This is a genomic window from Nocardiopsis nanhaiensis (assembly GCF_054778635.1).
The window spans coordinates 67208-83652 of sequence record NZ_BAAGZJ010000002.1 but is presented as its reverse complement, the minus strand read 5'-3'; the positions used below and the strand labels follow the sequence as shown (position 1 = coordinate 83652).

Annotated in this window: 15 protein-coding genes; 10 read left to right on the top strand and 5 right to left on the bottom strand. The window is 70.4% G+C overall.

From position 1 onward, the window contains the following. Positions 1-123 precede the first annotated feature (123 nt). A complete protein-coding gene (gene menD / locus ACYVD1_RS01290; protein WP_460766382.1) occupies positions 124-1842 on the top strand; it encodes a 2-succinyl-5-enolpyruvyl-6-hydroxy-3-cyclohexene-1-carboxylic-acid synthase in 1719 nt (572 codons plus the stop codon). Positions 1843-1935: 93 nt separating this feature from the next. On the opposite strand, the gene ACYVD1_RS01285 is transcribed toward menD, so the two are convergent. After that, positions 1936-2937, bottom strand: a complete 1002-nt coding sequence (locus ACYVD1_RS01285) for a glycerophosphodiester phosphodiesterase (RefSeq protein ID WP_460766377.1) — start codon at positions 2935-2937, stop codon at positions 1936-1938. Between the two features lie 553 nt (positions 2938-3490). Beyond that, positions 3491-4111, bottom strand: coding sequence for a Uma2 family endonuclease (locus tag ACYVD1_RS01280; protein WP_460766374.1), 621 nt, complete (start codon positions 4109-4111; stop codon positions 3491-3493). A 176-nt stretch (positions 4112-4287) separates the two neighbouring features. On the opposite strand from ACYVD1_RS01280, the gene ACYVD1_RS01275 reads away from it, so the two are divergent. Further along, entirely contained in the window at positions 4288-4722 is a 435-nt protein-coding gene (locus ACYVD1_RS01275; RefSeq protein WP_460766371.1) for an NUDIX hydrolase, read from the top strand. Positions 4723-5067: 345 nt separating this feature from the next. After that, a complete protein-coding gene (locus tag ACYVD1_RS01270) occupies positions 5068-7086 on the top strand; it encodes a PhoX family protein (protein WP_460766368.1) in 2019 nt (672 codons plus the stop codon). Positions 7087-7225: 139 nt separating this feature from the next. Here ACYVD1_RS01270 and wrbA read toward each other — a convergent pair whose 3' ends face one another. Next, positions 7226-7843: an NAD(P)H:quinone oxidoreductase gene (gene wrbA, locus ACYVD1_RS01265; RefSeq protein WP_460766365.1), complete on the bottom strand. Its 618-nt coding sequence runs from the start codon at positions 7841-7843 to the stop codon at positions 7226-7228. Positions 7844-8005: 162 nt separating this feature from the next. On the opposite strand from wrbA, the gene ACYVD1_RS01260 reads away from it, so the two are divergent. Continuing rightward, positions 8006-8623 carry a TetR/AcrR family transcriptional regulator gene (locus ACYVD1_RS01260; RefSeq protein WP_460766362.1) on the top strand — a complete coding sequence of 206 codons (618 nt, stop codon included), beginning with the start codon at positions 8006-8008 and terminating at the stop codon, positions 8621-8623. On the opposite strand, the gene ACYVD1_RS01255 is transcribed toward ACYVD1_RS01260, so the two are convergent. Both ACYVD1_RS01255 and ACYVD1_RS01250 read right to left on the bottom strand, forming a co-directional pair. Then, the gene (locus tag ACYVD1_RS01255; protein WP_460766758.1) at positions 8620-9069 is read right to left on the bottom strand and encodes a GNAT family N-acetyltransferase; all 450 of its coding nucleotides are present in this window, start codon (positions 9067-9069) and stop codon (positions 8620-8622) included. The two genes, ACYVD1_RS01260 and ACYVD1_RS01255, sit on opposite strands and share 4 nt — an antisense overlap. Positions 9070-9184: 115 nt before the next feature. Continuing rightward, entirely contained in the window at positions 9185-10498 is a 1314-nt protein-coding gene (locus ACYVD1_RS01250; RefSeq protein ID WP_460766359.1) for an isochorismate synthase, read from the bottom strand. Between the two features lie 332 nt (positions 10499-10830). Between ACYVD1_RS01250 and ACYVD1_RS01245 the strand changes: the two genes are divergently transcribed. From ACYVD1_RS01245 to ACYVD1_RS01220, 6 genes are all read left to right on the top strand, one after another. Continuing rightward, the gene (locus tag ACYVD1_RS01245) at positions 10831-12462 is read left to right on the top strand and encodes a glycoside hydrolase family 10 protein (RefSeq protein WP_460766356.1); all 1632 of its coding nucleotides are present in this window, start codon (positions 10831-10833) and stop codon (positions 12460-12462) included. Positions 12463-12627: 165 nt separating this feature from the next. Then, a complete protein-coding gene (locus ACYVD1_RS01240; RefSeq protein WP_460766353.1) occupies positions 12628-13029 on the top strand; it encodes a TOBE domain-containing protein in 402 nt (133 codons plus the stop codon). Then, positions 13022-13879 (top strand): molybdate ABC transporter substrate-binding protein, encoded by an 858-nt coding sequence (modA, locus tag ACYVD1_RS01235; RefSeq protein WP_460766350.1) that lies wholly within the window; start codon positions 13022-13024, stop codon positions 13877-13879. The genes ACYVD1_RS01240 and modA overlap by 8 nt, the downstream gene beginning before the upstream one ends. After that, a complete protein-coding gene (locus ACYVD1_RS01230; RefSeq protein ID WP_460766347.1) occupies positions 13876-14715 on the top strand; it encodes an ABC transporter permease in 840 nt (279 codons plus the stop codon). The genes modA and ACYVD1_RS01230 overlap by 4 nt, the downstream gene beginning before the upstream one ends. Continuing rightward, positions 14715-15830: an ABC transporter ATP-binding protein gene (locus ACYVD1_RS01225; RefSeq protein WP_460766344.1), complete on the top strand. Its 1116-nt coding sequence runs from the start codon at positions 14715-14717 to the stop codon at positions 15828-15830. The genes ACYVD1_RS01230 and ACYVD1_RS01225 overlap by 1 nt, the downstream gene beginning before the upstream one ends. 272 nt (positions 15831-16102) lie before the next feature. Beyond that, a complete protein-coding gene (locus ACYVD1_RS01220) occupies positions 16103-16441 on the top strand; it encodes a DUF3040 domain-containing protein (RefSeq protein ID WP_460766341.1) in 339 nt (112 codons plus the stop codon). Positions 16442-16445 lie beyond the last annotated feature (4 nt).

Sequence of the window (16445 nt, the reverse complement as noted above, 5' to 3'; positions counted from 1 at the left end):
CTCGGGCGCGTGATCGGCGCACCGGGTAGGGCAGTGGAGTAGGGACCGGGAACAGGGGAGCCGTACGGTCGGGTCGGATCGCGCGGTCAAACTGGCACACACCTTGACGAACGAAAGTTTTTGATGAATCCGTCTACCGCCCTGGCGCGGGTCCTCGTCGACGAACTCGCGCGCTGCGGGTTGGTCGAGGCCGTCGTCGCGCCCGGGTCCCGCTCGACCCCCTTGGCGCTGGCCCTGGTCGCACATCCCGGGATCCGGGTCCACGTGCGGGTGGACGAGCGTTCCGCGTCCTTCCTCGCACTGGGTCTGGCCCGTGCCTCACGCCGTCCTGTGGCCGTGGTGTGCACCTCCGGCACTGCCGCCGCCAACTTCCACCCGGCGGTGATGGAGGCGGACGAGAGCGGTGTCCCGCTGCTGGTCCTGACCGCCGACCGGCCGCCGGAGCTGCGCGGTACCGGCGCCAACCAGACAGTGGACCAGATCGGCCTGTACGGCGGTGCGGTCCGCATGTTCGCCGAGGTCGGCACCCCCGACCCGGCCCCGGGCATGGTGGCCTACTGGCGTTCGCTGAGTTGTCGCGCCTGGGGTTCGGCCGTCGGAGGCCAGCCCGGACCGGTCCACCTCAACGTGGCCTTCCGCGACCCGCTCACCCCCGATGAGCCCGCGGACAGTCCGGCGTGGACGGCCCCGATCGACGGGCGCCCGGGCGGCCGCCCCTGGATCGGCCGGCCCGGTCCCGTCGCCGAACCGGCTCCCTTCGAGCTTCCGTCCGTGGAGCGGGGCGTCATCGTGTGCGGTGACGGCGACTACGATCCGGTGCCCTTCCTGGCCCTGTCCGAGCTGACGGGCTGGCCCCTGCTCGCCGAGCCCACCTCCAACGCCCGCCGGGCCGGCGCGGTCTCCACTTACCGGCAGCTGCTGGCCGCTCCGGGGTTCGCCGCCGAGCACACGCCCGAGCTGGTCGTGAGCGTGGGGCGCCCCAACCTGTCCCGCCAGACCCTGGCATACCTGCGCCGTGCCGAACGGCACGTGGTGGTGACCGCCGGTGCGGTGGGCGACCCCGCCGCGAGCCTGGCCAACGCCTTCTCCGACCCCGCGCGGACCGCCACGGACGTGGTGCCCGCGGTCGTGCCCCCCGCGGGGCTCGATTGGGAATCCCCCCAGCGCACCGACTGGTCCCGTTCCTGGGAACGGGCCGAGACCGCGGGTCGGGCCGCGGTCGACGGTGTACTGGACGCCGACGAGGCGCTCTCCGAACCCCGCCTCGCCCGCGACCTGGCTTCCCAACTGACCGAGGGGTCCTTGCTGTTCGCCGGGTCCAGCATGCCCATCCGCGACCTCGACGCCACGATGGGCGCCCGCTGCGGCGTGCGTCTGGTGGGCAACCGGGGGGTGAGCGGCATCGACGGGACCGTGTCGACGGCGGTCGGTGCGGCCCTGGCCCACCAGGCCGAGAGCGAGGGCCGCGCCTACGCGCTGCTCGGCGACCTGGCGGTGCTGCACGACCAGAACGGGCTGATCATCGGCCCGGGTGAGCCGCGCCCGGACCTGGCGATCGTCGTGGTCAACAACGACGGCGGCGGGATCTTCTCGGGGCTGGAGCAGGCGGGCCACCCCGACTTCGATCGGGTCTTCGGGACCCCGCACGGGGTGTCGATGGAGCGGGTCGCCGCCGTGGCCGACCTGCCCTACACCCGCGTCGAGTGGGCCACCGACTTGCCCAAGGCCCTCCTGGGTGAGGGCCTGCGCATCGTCGAGGTGTGTACGACCAGGGCGGGCAGCGCGGCCCTGCGCCGCCGCCTGCAGGACGCCGTGGACACCGCGGTCCGCGGCCTGTACTAGTGCTTCGAGTAGTGCGTTGAGCCCCGCGGCGAGGCAGCCCGGTGGCCCGACCCGTCCGCTTCGCGGAACCGGGGAGGGGCCACCGGGGCCGGGTCAGACCGCGGGTGCCTGGGAGCCGTCCAGGATCTCCAGCAGCACGTCGACGTAGTCGGTGATGATGCCGTCGACACCCATGTCGACGGCCCGCTCCATGTCCTCGGGCTCGTTGACCGTGTAGACGTGGACCTCCATGCCCGCGTCCTGCACGGCCTCGACGTAGTCACCGTCGATCTGGGCGTGGTTCGGGTTGACCTGGTCGGCCCACGCGTAGTCCTCGAGCTCGTCCTCGGGCACGATCCCCAGCAGCCCGTGCGGGACGTGGTCCGGGTAGAGCTCGCGTGAGCTCTCTACGACGTCCCAGTTGAAGTCCTGGATCGCGAGCCGGTCGTAGCCGGGCTTGCCGGGCAGCGAACCCGGGGCGAGGAACCACGGGTTGTCGTGGATGACCTCTGCGACGTCCTCCTCAATGCCGGGGTGGAGCTCGGACTCCTTGATCTCCAAGAGGAAGCCGAGGTGCAGGTCCTTCATGAGGTCCAGCCCCTCTTGGAGGGTGGGCACAGGCTCGCCCGCGAACTCCTCGTCGAACCAGGAGCCGGCGTCGAGCTTGCTGATCTCCTCCATGGTGAAGTCGGCGACGTCGTAGGAGTCCCGGTCCGGGAAGACCTCTTCGACGTCCGTGGTGCGGGTCAGGTCCTCGTCGTGCATGAAGATGAGCTCACCGTCCGCGGTGCGCTGCACGTCGGTCTCGATGGTGCTGGCACCGAGTTCGGCGGCCACCTCGATGGCGACGAGGGTGTTCTCCGGCGCGTATCCGGACGCTCCGCGGTGGGCGACGTCGAGGACGTCCGGGCCGGGCGGCCCGGACGGACCGGCGGTCGTGGTTGATTCCCCGGCTTCGGGCGCGGGGTCGGCGCTCGCCACACCCGTGAAACCGAAAACGGCCATCGCGGAGCTTGCCGCGACGACCGTGGTGTAACGCAGCGCGGTTCTCAGCCGCGCGTCGATGCCGGTACGGGGACGGGGATGGTCAGGCATGATCCGGGGGGTGTCGGACACAGTGCTCCTCTAGTCATGGCAGGACCGGGTGACCCGATGTGCTCCGTGCCGGGTCGCCACTGCTGCCAGTCCCGATGGGTCTCGGACGGGCGATGCGCAGTGTGAACGAATCGCCCAGACCGGGTATTAAAACCCCCAAGCATTCACAAAGCAATACCCAGGGATCGTCTTTCACTGTCGCGACGTCGGCTGACGCGGGCGTGACCTGTGAACTAACTCCGTCGGGAGGATTGAGGAACGCCGGATATCCGCACCTCAGCAGTGGGTCCGGTTCCGGCACCGGAGCACGTGGGGGAGGCACCCGGCCAGCGGGTGCCTCCCCCACGTCTGCCGCAAGAGTCCGCGCTGCCGGATCAGCGGCGCAGGACGTCCGTCAGGTCGAACTCCAGCTGCACCGGTGCGGAGGTCTTGAGCGTCCCGCGGTGCACGGTCGGCCGACCGCAGTCGCCGGAAGGGCTGCCCGGGTCGGCTTCAGCGCGCCTCCCAACAGGTTGGGCCGGTTCTTCAACTGAGCACCGAGGGCTTTCGCTTCGCTTCGGCTCGGGTCGGTGCTCTACCTGTGCCTTGCCCGGTGGGCGACCAGTTCGATATCCAGGTTGCAGGGGGCGCTGGCCTTGAGCTGCTCCCGATGGACTCCGGTCAGTACGTACGTGCCGTGGACCGGGTCCAGTTCGTACACGTAAGCCACCGCTGTGGCGCCGTTCTCCTGCTCGACCAACCAGAAGTGGGGGATGCCCGCCTCCGCGTAGATCTCGGGCTTTCGCTTGCGGTCCCGCTGTTCCGACTCCGGTGAGACGACCTCGACGGCCAGGCGAACCTCGTCCGCGTTGACCCGGGTGAGGTCCATGTCGTCGGGGTCGTTCGCCTGGATCAGCATGATGTCCGGTTCAGGCCGCTGTCTCGGACCCAAAACGACCGTCAACTCCCTCTCGACCGCCAAGTTCTGAGGGACTTGCTCGATCATCTGGAGTTCGAGCGACCTGAGCATGCGCAGATGGAAGCGCTTCTGCGGACTCACAAGGACCAGATTTCCGTCGATGAGTTCGGTGTGCGGCGGAAGATCCGGGATGCGGTCGAGGTCGTCGGCCGTGAAACCGTCCTGCGGTGGCATGGGGAGGACCACGTGGTCGTCGCCCTCGGACGCTTGTTGCCCGGCCACAGTCGGAGCGGACATGTGACTGCCTCCAGTCGTCGGATCGTTCTCGTCGCTCACCGTAGCCATCCCGCCGTCCCGTCAGGGTGCTTTTCTGGCATTGTCCTACCCGGAGCCCGATCCGGCACCCGCGGCCGGGGCCTGGGCGCGCGGGTGACTGAGCCATCGGTGAGGCAACCGCTCGTTGAGGAGGAGCTGTGGCCGAGTGGGAGACCCGTCAAAAGGCGTTGTGCTACGTGGTGCGCGACGGGCGGCTGCTGGTCTTCCGGCACGTGGACCACTCCCTGGAGGAGGTCGGCCTGCAGGTCCCGGCGGGGAGCGTCCGTCCCGAGGAGCGCCCGGAGGCCGCTGCCCTGCGCGAGGCCCGCGAGGAGACCGGTCTGGACGGCCTGCGCGTCGTACGCGCGCTGGGCGTGACGGAGTACGACGTGGCTCCGTACCGGTTCGAGTTCCAGCGCAGACACGTCTTCCAGCTGGCAGTCGAGGGTCCGGTACCCGAGCGCTGGACCTCGGTCGAGGAGCACGACGGGGAAGGGGAGCCGACCCGGTTCGAGTGCTTCTGGATCTCCTTGGCGGCGGGACACGTACTGCAGTCCGGCCAGGGTGCGCTGCTTGGTCGGCTCTTCGCCTGAACGCCGAGACGGTTTCCAGGGGCTTTCGACTCCGTTCGGCCCTGTGCTCTCCTCGGATGCCCGAGGAGACACGCCGGGCTGAACTGGGCGGTGCTCCTGGACCGGGGTGCGGGGGTAGGCAAGGATCACTCTGAGGTCCTACTGTGCGCACTCGCTCTCAATCACAGAGTAGTCAACTGACCCGTGTGTGGGAGTTGTGTGTCCGTTCATCCTGGTTTCACCGGTGCGTGTGGAGCCTCGGACAGGGTCGAGAGCGACCGGCAGGACCTTCTGCCCGACCGCCTCCGGCCCCCACCCCGCACTCCGGGGAGCCGGAGGAGCAGTCACGATCCGCGAGGAGAACGAGTGCCCGAATCCGCGCCCCGCCGCCGACTCCTGCCCCTGCTCGGAGTCGGCGGCGGCCGTTCCCCCAAGACCTGCCTGTACCGCTGCGGCAACGCCTGCTTCCACCCGGCGCCCAACAAGAGCGACAACCCCTACTTCGGTGACATCTTCCAGGGGGTCCTCTCCCGCAGGACCGCGCTCAAGGGCGCCGCGGTAGGCGCCGGGGCCAGCGCCCTGGGGCTGGCAGCCCTGAGCCCGGCCGCCGCCGACCGCGCACCCAACCGCCCCCACCCCTCGCCCCGGCCCGCGTTCCAGAGCGTCCAGCCCAACACCGAAGACGTCGTCACCGTCCCGGAGGGCTACGACCACCACGTCATCGTCCGCTGGGGCGACGCGGTGGAGCCCGACGCACCCGAGTTCGACTTCGAGAACCAGACCGGTGAGGCCCAGGCCAAGCAGTTCGGCTACAACTGCGACTACGTCGGCTTCTTCACGCTCGACGACAACCGCGGCCTGCTGTGGGTCAACCACGAGTACACGAACGAAGAGCTGATGTTCGCCGGTTACACCGATGGGGACGACGCCGACCCGGAGTGGATCCGGGTGGCCATGGCCGCCCACGGCGGATCCGTGGTGGAGTTGGAGCGGGTCGGCGACACCGGCGAGTGGCACATGGTGGAGGGCGACCGCCCCTTCAACCGGCGGATCACCCCCGAGACGCCCTTCCGGGTCAGCGGCCCCGCCGCCGGGCACGAGCTGCTGCGCACCGAGGCCGACCCGGAGGGGACCACGGTCCTGGGAACCCTCAACAACTGCGCGGGCGGGATGACCCCGTGGGGCACCATCCTCAGCGGTGAGGAGAACTTCCACCAGTACTTCGTCGGCGCCCCCGACTCGGAGGAGCACGCCCGTTACGGCCTGCCCACCGACTACTCCGGCCGCCGGTGGGACCGCGTGGACGAGCGCTTCGACCTGGCCAAGCACCCCAACGAGGCCAACCGCTTCGGCTACATCGTGGAGATCGACCCGCACGACCCGGACTCCACCCCGGTCAAGCGCACCATGCTCGGCCGCTTCAAGCACGAGGGCGCCAACGTCAACATCACCGAGGACGGCCGGGTCGCCGCGTACATGGGGGACGACGAGCGCTTCGACTACATCTACAAGTTCGTCAGCGCCAAGAAGTACGTCGAGGGCTCCCGCAAGCACAACATGGCCCTGCTCGACACGGGCACCCTGTACGTCGCCCAGCTCACCGGGAACAGCCCCGAGGAGGAGATCGACGGCACCGGGGCCCTGCCCTCGGACGGCGAGTTCGACGGCACCGGCGAGTGGACCCCGCTGTGCACGGACACCGAGAGCTACGTCGACGGCTTCTCCGTCGCCGAGGTCCTCGTCCACACCCGGCTGGCGGCAGACCAGGTGGGCGCCACCAAGATGGACCGGCCCGAGGACTTCGAGCCCAGCCCGGTCACCGGCAAGGTCTACTGCGCCTTGACCAGCAACGACGCGCGCGAGCCCGGCCAGGCCGACGAACCCAACCCGCGCGGCCCCAATAAGTACGGCCACATCCTCGAGATCATCGAGGACGGCGGCGACTCCGGCGCCACCACCTTCAGCTGGATCGTGCCCATCGTCTGCGGCGACCCTGAAGACGAGAGTACTTACTTCGCGGGCTACGACAAGTCCAAGGTCATGCCGATCGCGACGCCCGACAACGTGGCCTTCGACAAGCAGGGCAACCTGTGGATCGCCACGGACGGCCAGCCCAGCACCCTGGACACCAACGACGCGCTGCACGTCGTTCCCGTCGAGGGACGTTTCCGGGGTGAGCTGCGCACCTTCGCCACGTCGCCGTTCGAGGCGGAGACCTGCGGCCCGCTGATCACCGAGGACCAGAAGACCGTCTTCCTGGCCCCGCAGCACCCGGGCGAGAACGGCACGGCCGAGGAACCGACCAGCACCTGGCCCGACGGCGACTTCCCACGTCCGTCGGTGGTGTGCGCCTGGCACACGGGTGGCCGCGACGTCGGTACCTGATCGACCGCAGAGCGCCGGGCCCGCGCGGCCCGGCCGGCACAGGCCACCGGCCCCGGTCCTCTCCGTCGTGGGGGAGGGACCGGGGCCGGTTCGCGTCTGGGGCCCGGTCGGGTCGGGCCCAACCCGCCCGCAGCCAGGGTCAGGCCAGGGCGGCGGCACCCGCCTTGAGCCGCGCGGCCACCTCCGCCAGGCGGCGGCCCTGGTAGCGGGCGGCGTCCAGGACCGCGTCGGTGGGCTCCCCGGTGCCGCCGACGTGGGAGGTGCCGTACGGGTTGCCGCCGGCCGGGTAGACGGCCGGGTCGGTGTAGCCGGGCGGGACGATGACCGTGCCCCAGTGGTAGAAGGTGTTGTGCAGGGCGAGCAGGGTGGCCTCGTTGCCCCCGTGGGCGTTGATCGCGCTGGTGAAGCCGGTGGCGGGCTTCCCGGCAAGTGCGCCCCCCTGCCACAGTCTCGCGGGTGTGGTGTCGATGAACTGCTTCAGCTGCGAGGAGATGTTGCCGAACCGGGTGGGTGAACCGAAGGCGAAGGCGTCGGCCCACTCCAGGTCGTCGGGTGTGGCCTCCGGGATGTCGGCGGTGGCGTCCAGGTGTGCGCGCCAGGCCGGGGTCGAGTCGATGGCGGCGGCGGGTGCGAGCTCGGGTGCCCGCAGGAGCCGGACCTCGGCGCCCGCCTTCTCCGCTCCCTCGGCGAGTGCTTCGGCGAGGCTGTGCACGTTTCCGGTGGAGGAGTAGTAGACCACCGCGACCTTGGCGTTCATCGAATGGAGTCCTTTCCCTGAAGGTGTGCGGCGAGTGCCTTCGTGGCACGGACCGCAAAGTGGATAGTTATCCGCTTGGCTGGTTTCGAGTAAACCGGATAGCTATCCGTTTTTCAAGGGAGATTCTGAACCGGGCCGGAGAAGTCCGTTAGGGTCGGTTCCATGACCGGACCAGAGCTGCCCCTGATGGGCCAGGAACAGTCGCCGCCGGGGCGCGCCGACGCCTTGCGCAACCGGCGCGCGATACTGGACGCGGCCCAGCGGCTGTACGCGGAGCAGGGGCCCGGGGCCGTGACCATGAACGCCGTCGCCCGCGCCGCGGGCATGGGCGTGGGGACGGTCTACCGCCGCTTCGGGGACGTCGGCCAACTCCTCGCCGCTCTCATGGACGAGGACGAGCGGCACTTCCAGGAGTCGTTCCTGAACGGCCCCCCGCCGCTGGGCCCGGGCGCTCCGGCGCACGAACGCCTCCGCGCCTTCCTGCACGCGCTGACCGACCGGATGGTCGAGCGGTTCGGAATCATGCGCGCCGTCGAGGAGGCCGAGGCAGGCGCCCGGCACAGCGGGGGCGCCTACCTGGCCATGCACGCCCACGTGAGCATACTTCTGCGCGAATCCCGCCCGGGCACGCAGACCGAGGTCCTGGCGCACATGCTGCTCGCGCCTTTCGTGCCCAGCCTCCTAGGGCACCTCATCGAGGAGCGGGAGATCGACGTGGACACGGTCAAGAAGGGGATCGACGACCTCCTGGGGGCCGACCTCTCAGGTGAGCACCACTAGAGGACCCGCTCGAAACAGAGGGAGCTGGGCTCGTCCGCGTAGGCGCCGAAGGCGGGGATGGGTGTGTAGCCCGACCTCGTGTAGAACCGCACCGCGTCCGGTTGGCGGTCGCCGGTCTCCAGCCGCAGGCACTTCCAGTCGCGCCCGCGCGCCCACTCCTCCAGCGTGTGCAGCAGCGCCGCGGCCGCACCCGAACCGCGGCTCTCCGGCCGTACGTACATGCGCTTGACCTCTCCGAACCCGTCGCCCAGATCGCGCAGGCCACCGCAGCCCACGGCCACTCCGTCGGCGTCGCGCACTACCGCGAACACCGCCATGTCACCGGCGGAGGGCGGGGTACCCGGTTCGGAGTCGGGGGTGCCGTAGCGTTCGGCGATCTCCCGCCGCTGCCCGTCACGCAGACCGGTGGCCTCGGGGTCGTCCCAAGGGACCAGGTGGACGTTGATGGCGGGCCGCTCGATACGCATCCCTCGACCATGCCGCGCCGGTGTTTCACCGGCGTTTCACCGGCGTGAACAGGGGGCTCTCAAGCTCTCGGGAACCTTCAGGCCCTTGGAGCCCTCAGGCCCCGGGGTCGGTGAGGGCCTCGCGCATCACTCGGAACTTGGACTCCGCCTCGGCCACCTCGGAGGCGGGCTCCGAGCCCGCGACGATCCCGCACCCGGCGAACAGCCGTGCGCGTGCGCCGTCGACGCGGGCGCACCGCAGCGCGATACCCCACTCGGCGTTGCCCGCGCCGTCCAACCAGCCGACCGGACCGGCGTACCCGCCCCGGTCCATGCCCTCGACCTCGGCGATCAGCCGCATCGCCGCTTCGGTGGGTGTTCCGCCCACGGCGGCCGTGGGGTGGAGGGCGGCCACGGCGTCCAGCGCGGACACGCCGGGGGAGAGGCGGGCGTGCGCCCGGGTGGCCAGGTGTTGGACGTTGGCGAGCTTGAGCAGGTGCGGCCAGGCGGGGACGGCCAGTTCTTCGGTGAGCGGTCCCAGCGCGGTGCGCAGCGAGTCAACCGCCAGCCCGTGCTCTTCGACGTCCTTGGCCGAGGACAGCATCTCCTGGCCCAGCTGGTGGTCGGCTCCGGGATCCTCACCTCGGGGGCGGGTCCCGGCCAGCACCAAGGAGGTGAACTGGTCCCCCTCCTGCCGCAGCAACAGCTCAGGGGTGGCTCCGACCATGCCGTCGACGGAGAAGGTGAAGCAGTCGGGAAAGCCGGCGCTCAGCCGCTCCAGCAGGGCGCGCACGTCGATGGGGGAGCAGGTGTCGGCGACCGCGTCGCGCGCCAGCACGGCCTTCTCCAAAGCACCGGAGCGGATGCGCCGGACGGTTCCGGCCACGGCCTCCATCCATGCGTCCCGGGTCAGTGAACCGGGGTGCCACTCCAGGGGGCCGATCGGGCGGGGCACAGAGGTGGGGCGCAGCAGTTCCTCGGGGTGGGCGCCGGGCTCCTCAGTGACGGTGGTCAACCAGGTACGGCCGCCGCGGCGGCCCACGACCACGCGGGGCACGATCAGCGCGGAGCCGTGCGAGGTGGGCGCGAACGTGAACGTGCCGAAGGTGACCAGCCCGGTGCCGGGCAGTCCGACCTCGTCGTGGACGTCCGCGTGCTCCAACAGGTCGCCGAACCAGCGGGCGGCCGCCTCGAACCGGGCGGTGTCGGTGGGCGGGGTCCCCTCTGGTTGGGGCACCGGGTCGAAACGCGCGGCCTCGCCCCAGCCCACGATGCCGTCGTCACCGTTCAGCCAAGCCAGGGAGGAACCGGCGGGCAGGCGCCGGACGAGGCTGTCGGCGGGATCGCGCAGGGTGACGGTGCGGATGAACAGTTTCGGCTGGCCGGGTTCGTGCGGGCCCGTGGTCTGCGTGCTTGGGACGGCGTTCACAGGAGTCGAGTCTAGGACGTCGACCGGGGCGTTGTGTCCGGGTCCGTCGCAGGTCGGGTGGCACCTGGCCCGCCCGGTTCCCGAGCGTGCTTCGGCGGAGGCTGTCGTGGAGCGGTGGGGACTCTTTACCCTGGGGAGGGTGTAGGAGTCCCTGAAGCCCCTCCGGTGCGGTGCTTCGTTGACCTGCAAAAACATTCCCGTGAGCCGGAGGATGCGACCTTATCCACAGATTGGCCGAATTGTGTCCGAATATTGACATCTTCCTCTACTCTGGGTCGCGGCGCGGCGCCAGGGGGACGGCGGTGCGCGAACTGCTCAGAGGAGATGTGTAGATGCGTTCGATGGCACGGGCCGTGACCACGCCGCGCGCCAAGGTGCGGTGGGCGGCGATCGCCGCCGCGACCACAGTGCTTCTGGCCGGGTGCTCCACCAAAGGTGGCGACTCCTCGGCCGACGCCCCCGAACCCGGTGGCGAGGGACTGGCGGCCCCCGCGCTCTGCGAGGCCGACGGTGACAAGCGCGAGATGCGCGGCGCCTGGCTCACCACCGTCCGTAACATTGACTGGCCCTCCGAGCCGGGCCTGTCCGAGGAGGAGCAGAAGGCCGAGCTCGACGAGTACCTCGACGAATCCGTGGAGATGGGTTTGAACTCCGTCTTCCTGCACGCCCGGCCCACCGCCGACGCCGTGTACGAGTCCGACATGGAGCCCTGGGCCCGCTACCTCACCGGCGAGCAGGGTGGCGACCCCGGATACGACCCGCTGGAGTACGCGGTCGAGGAAGCGCACAAGCGCGGCCTGGAGATGCACGCCTGGTTCAACCCGTACCGCGTGGGCCTGCAGGACCCGGACATCGAGAACCTCGCCGACGACCACCCGGTCAAGGAGAACCCCGAGTGGCTGGTCGACTTCGGGACCGAGGCCTACGTCGACCCCGGCAACCCCGAGGTCCGCGAGTGGGTGACCTCCGTCATCATGGACGTCGTCGAGCGCTACGACATCGACGGCATGCACTTCGACGACTTCTTCTACCCGTACCCGCAGGACGGCGCGACCTTCGACGACGACGCCTCCTGGGAGGCGCACGGCGGCGACTTCGACAACCGCGAGGACTGGCGCCGGGACAACGTCGACCAGCTGATGCGCGACGTGCACGGGCAGATCCAGGAGACCAAGCCCTGGGTGAACTTCGGCGTCTCCCCGTTCGGTATCTGGCGCAATGACTCCAACGACCCCGCCGGTTCGCCGAGCTCGGGCCTGCAGTCCTACGACGACCAGTACGCCGACACCCTCACCTGGATCGAAGAGGGCACCATCGACTACGTCGCTCCCCAGTTGTACTGGGAGCGGGGCTTCGACACGGCCGACTACGAGGCCATGACCGACTGGTGGGCCGACGAGGTCGAGGGTACCGACGCCGACCTGTACGTGGGCCAGGCCGCCTACCGCCTCGGGGAGGACGGCTGGACCGGAGACGACGCTCTGAGCACCCAGATCGACTACTCGGGCGAGCTCGACCAGGTCTCCGGGGACATCTACTTCTCCATCAAGGACATGCGGGAGAACGGCGGCGCCGTCGACCACCTTCTCGACGGCCACTACGCCCAGCCCGCCCTGCCCCCGGTGATCGACTCGCCGGAGGACGAGGGGCCGCAGGTCGGCGCGCCCACCGATGTCGACGCCGTCGCCGGCGACGGCGAGGTCCAGGTCGAGTGGCAGGCCATCGAGGACGCCCGCTTCTACGCGGTCTATCGCCTGTCCGCCGACGCCGCCGAGGCCCTGGAAGCCGGTGACGACGAGGCCTACTGCGCGGCGTTGGCTCCGGAGAACCTGGTCGGCATGTCCGGCGAGACGCAGTTGACCGACACCGAGCCCCTGGAGGACGGCGCCGGTTACGTGGTCACCGCCCTGGACGACTACCGGGCCGAGGGGCCGGTCAGCGAGATCGCGGACACCCGCAGCTGACCGGGACCGTCCCGCAGCCTGTCGAACGGGCCCGCTCCCAGCACGGGGGCGGGCCCGTTTTCGTGTTCCCGTCTGGCATAATCGCCAAAGAAGTCGGAATCTCGTTGTGGTTTGCTAGGCAAATACACGTAACCCGATCGCATATGCGCATAGTAGGTTCTCCCCATGCCGACCTTCCAGATCAGTGAGGCCGCCGACCTGCTCGGGGTCAGCGCCGACACCGTCCGCCGCTGGGTCGACTCCGGTCGGCTGCCCGCGACCCGGGACCACACGGGCCGCCGTCAGCTCGACGGGGCCGAACTGGCGGCGTTCATGCGCTCGGGCTCCGAGGAGGACCCCGGCCTCCGATCCTCCTCCGCCCGCAACCGCTTCCAGGGGCTGGTCACCAACGTGGTCCGGGACCGGGTCATGGCCAGTGTCGAGATCCAGGCCGGCCCCCACCGGGTGGTCTCGCTGATGAGCCGCGAGGCCGCCGACGAGCTCGGCCTGGAGGTCGGGACCGTGGCCACCGCGGTCGTCAAGTCCACCAACGTCATCATCGAGACCACCGGAGAGCACCATGCGTGAGACCACCCCCAGCAGCCCGAGCTTCGGTCGGCGGTCGGCCGTGGGGCTGCCCGCAGCGCTCGCCGCCGTCTCACTCGCTCTGACCGCCTGCGCCGGCGAGGACACCGGGCCCGACGACGACGGCGGTGCGGCGGAGAACGGCGAGGCTTTCAGCGGCGAGCTCAACGTCTTCGCCGCCGCCTCCCTCACTGACGTCTTCTCCGACATCGCGGAGGGCTTCGAGCAGCAGCACCCCGGGGTCGAGGTCACGTTCAACTTCGCGGGCAGCAGCGAGCTGGCCCAGCAGATCAACTCCGGTGCTCCCGCGGACGTGTTCGCCGCCGCCAGCGTCCCCACCATGGAGCAGGTCCTCGACGGCGAGGGCCTCGACGGGGACTGGGCGGCCGAGCACGGCGAGGACGGCCTGACCTTCGTCACCAACACCCTCCAGATCGCCGTTCCGCCGGAGAACCCGGCCGGGATCGAGACCTTCGGCGACCTGGCCGGGGACGACGTCCAAGTGGCCCTCTGTGCCGAGGAGGTCCCGTGCGGGGCGGCCACCGCGGAGGCCATGGAGGCCTCCGGCGTGGTTATCACCCCGGTCACCATGGAGGAGGACGTCCGCGCCGTCCTCACCAAGGTGGAGCTCGGCGAGGTCGACGCCGGACTCGTCTACGAGACCGACGTCATCTCCGCCGGCGGCGCGGTCGAGGGCCTGGAATTCCCTGAGGCGCAAGAGGCGGTCAACGACTATCCGATCGGTGTGCTCGACGGCAGCGCCGACAGCGAGCTGGCCGCGGCCTGGGTGGATGAGGTCACCTCGGACACCGGTGCCGCGATCCTGGAGGACGCGGGGTTCGGCACCCCGTGACCACCGCGACGCCCCGCCGGACCGGGCGCGCTCCGGGCAGCCGAGCCCCGCGCGCCCGGTCCGGGCGGATTCCCTGGATCCTCTTCGCTCCCGCGGTGGTGGGAGTCCTCTTTCTGGTCCTGCCGTTCGCCGGGATGCTCGTCCGGGCCCCCTGGTCCACCATGGGCGCCCGTATCGCCGACCCGGACGTGCTGGCCGCCCTGTGGCTGTCCCTGTCCACAGCCACCGTCGCCACGGTCGTCTCCCTGCTCTTCGGTGTGCCGCTGGCCTGGCTGCTGGCCCGCACCGAGTTCCCCGGCCGCCGCTTCATCCGCGCACTGGTCACCGTCCCGTTGGTGATCCCGCCGGTCGTTGGCGGTGTGGCCCTGCTGATGGTGCTGGGCCGCAACGGGCTGATCGGCCAGTACCTGGACGCCTGGTTCGGGCTGACCCTGCCCTTCACCCCGGCGGCGGTGGTCATCGCCCAGGTGTTCGTGGCCATGCCCTTCCTGGTGATCAGCGTCGAGGGGGCCCTGCGCGGCGCCGACCGGCGCTTCGAGGAGGCCGCCGCGACCCTCGGCGCGAACCGCGTCACCATCTTCACCCGCGTGACCCTGCCCATGGTCCTGCCGGGCATCGGGGCGGGTGCCGTGCTGTGCTGGGCGCGCGCACTGGGCGAGTTCGGTGCGACCATCACCTTCGCCGGGAACTTCCCCGGCACCACCCAGACCATGCCGCTGGCGGTGTACATGGCCATGCAACGCGACCCCGAGGCCGCCATCGTGCTGAGCCTGGTGCTGCTCCTGGTGTCCCTGGTGGTCCTGGCCACCCTGCGCGAGAGGTGGGTGAACGCCTGATGGCACCGGCCAACCGGGCCACTGAGCCCCGGGAGTCCTCCCGGCCGCCTGCGGAGGCCCCGGCCCCCGCGCTCGACGCCGCGCTGCGCCTGCGTCGCGGCGACTTCACGCTCGACGTGTCCCTGGCAGCCGCGCAGGGGGAGATCCTCGCCCTGCTGGGGCCCAACGGCGCGGGTAAGTCCTCGGCCCTGCGCGCCCTGGCCGGGCTGATCCCCCTTACCGAGGGGTGCGTGGTCGTGGACGGCACCGACGAGACCACTACGGCGGTCGAGCGCCGCCCGATCGCCATGGTCTTCCAGGACTACCTGCTCTTCGAGCACATGAGCGCCTTGGACAACGTGGCTTTCGGCCCGCGCTGCCAAGGAGCGTCCAAGAGCGAGGCACGCTCCCGAGCCGCCGCGCTGCTGGACCACATGGACTTGGCGGACCACGCCCACAGCCGTCCACGACAGCTCTCCGGCGGCCAGGCCCAGCGGGTCGCCCTGGCCCGCGCCTTAGCGGTGCGGCCTCGGATGCTGCTGTTGGACGAACCGATGGCGGCGCTCGATGCCAGCACCCGCATCGACGTCCGGACCCGCCTGCGCCACCTGCTGGAGGGGTTCGACGGAGTGACGGTCCTGGTCACCCACGACCCCCTGGACGCCATGGTGCTGTCCGACCGCATCGCGGTGATCGAGTCCGGCAGGGTGGTGCAGCGGGGTGCGCCCGCGGAGGTGGCCCGGCGCCCCCGTACCGCCTACGTGGCCCGGCTGGTGGGGTTGAACCTCTTCCAGGGCGAGGGCGAGGGGGCGTCTGTGCTCCTCGAGGACGCGGACCACGGCGGACCCGTCCGCGTGGCGGTGCGTGAAGCCCACGAGGGGCCGGCCCTGGTGGCCTTCCCCCCGCGTGCGGTGGCCCTCTACCCGGAGCACCCGCACGGCAGCACCCGCAACGTGTGGCGCCTGGCCGTCGACGGGATCGAGCGCTTCGGCGACCAGGTCCGCGTACACCTGACCGGCCCGCTGCCCTTGGCGGCGGACATCACGCCAGCGGCCCTCGCGGAACTCGGTCTGGCCCGTGGCGACACGGTGTGGGCGGGGGTCAAGGCCTCCGAGGTCGAGTGCTACCCGGGATGAGTCCGCGGAGGTCCTCGAAGGCCATGGGTAACACGGTACGGGAGGTGCTCCCTGAGGTTCGCGAAGGGACGTCTGGGGGAGGGAAGGGCCCGGGTCCCGCCTCCGTGTGACCCTCGACTCTCACATAACGGAACAGTGGTTTCACCGTGGGGCGATCCGCAAAAAACCGGGACGGAAATCCGATTGACCCTTGGATATCCGGGGGTCACCTGGGGGAGACTGTAGAGCACCCGGCGACGACAGTCCTTCCCCCGGCGGTTGAGGAGGGTGCCATGTCACTGCGAGAGCACGAGCGGAGAATCCTCGCGGAGATCGAGCGACAGCTCAGCGAGGATGCCCCGGAGCTTGCCGGACGTCTGGAGGCCTTCGGTGCCGAAGACCCCGACTCCCCGGCCGATCCCGGACTGCGGAGCTGGAAACCCTGGGTCGCCTGCGGCCTGATAGCCGCGATCACGGCGAGCCTTCTGGTGATGCTGTTCGTCTTCACTCCGAGCGCACCCCAGCCGGAGAACCCGAGCCCCACCGAGACTTCGGAGAACAGTGTCCCGGGACCGGAATCGGAAGGCGACTCCGTGGAGGGGCCGCCGGCGCCGGCCGATCCGGCCGGGTAGCCGA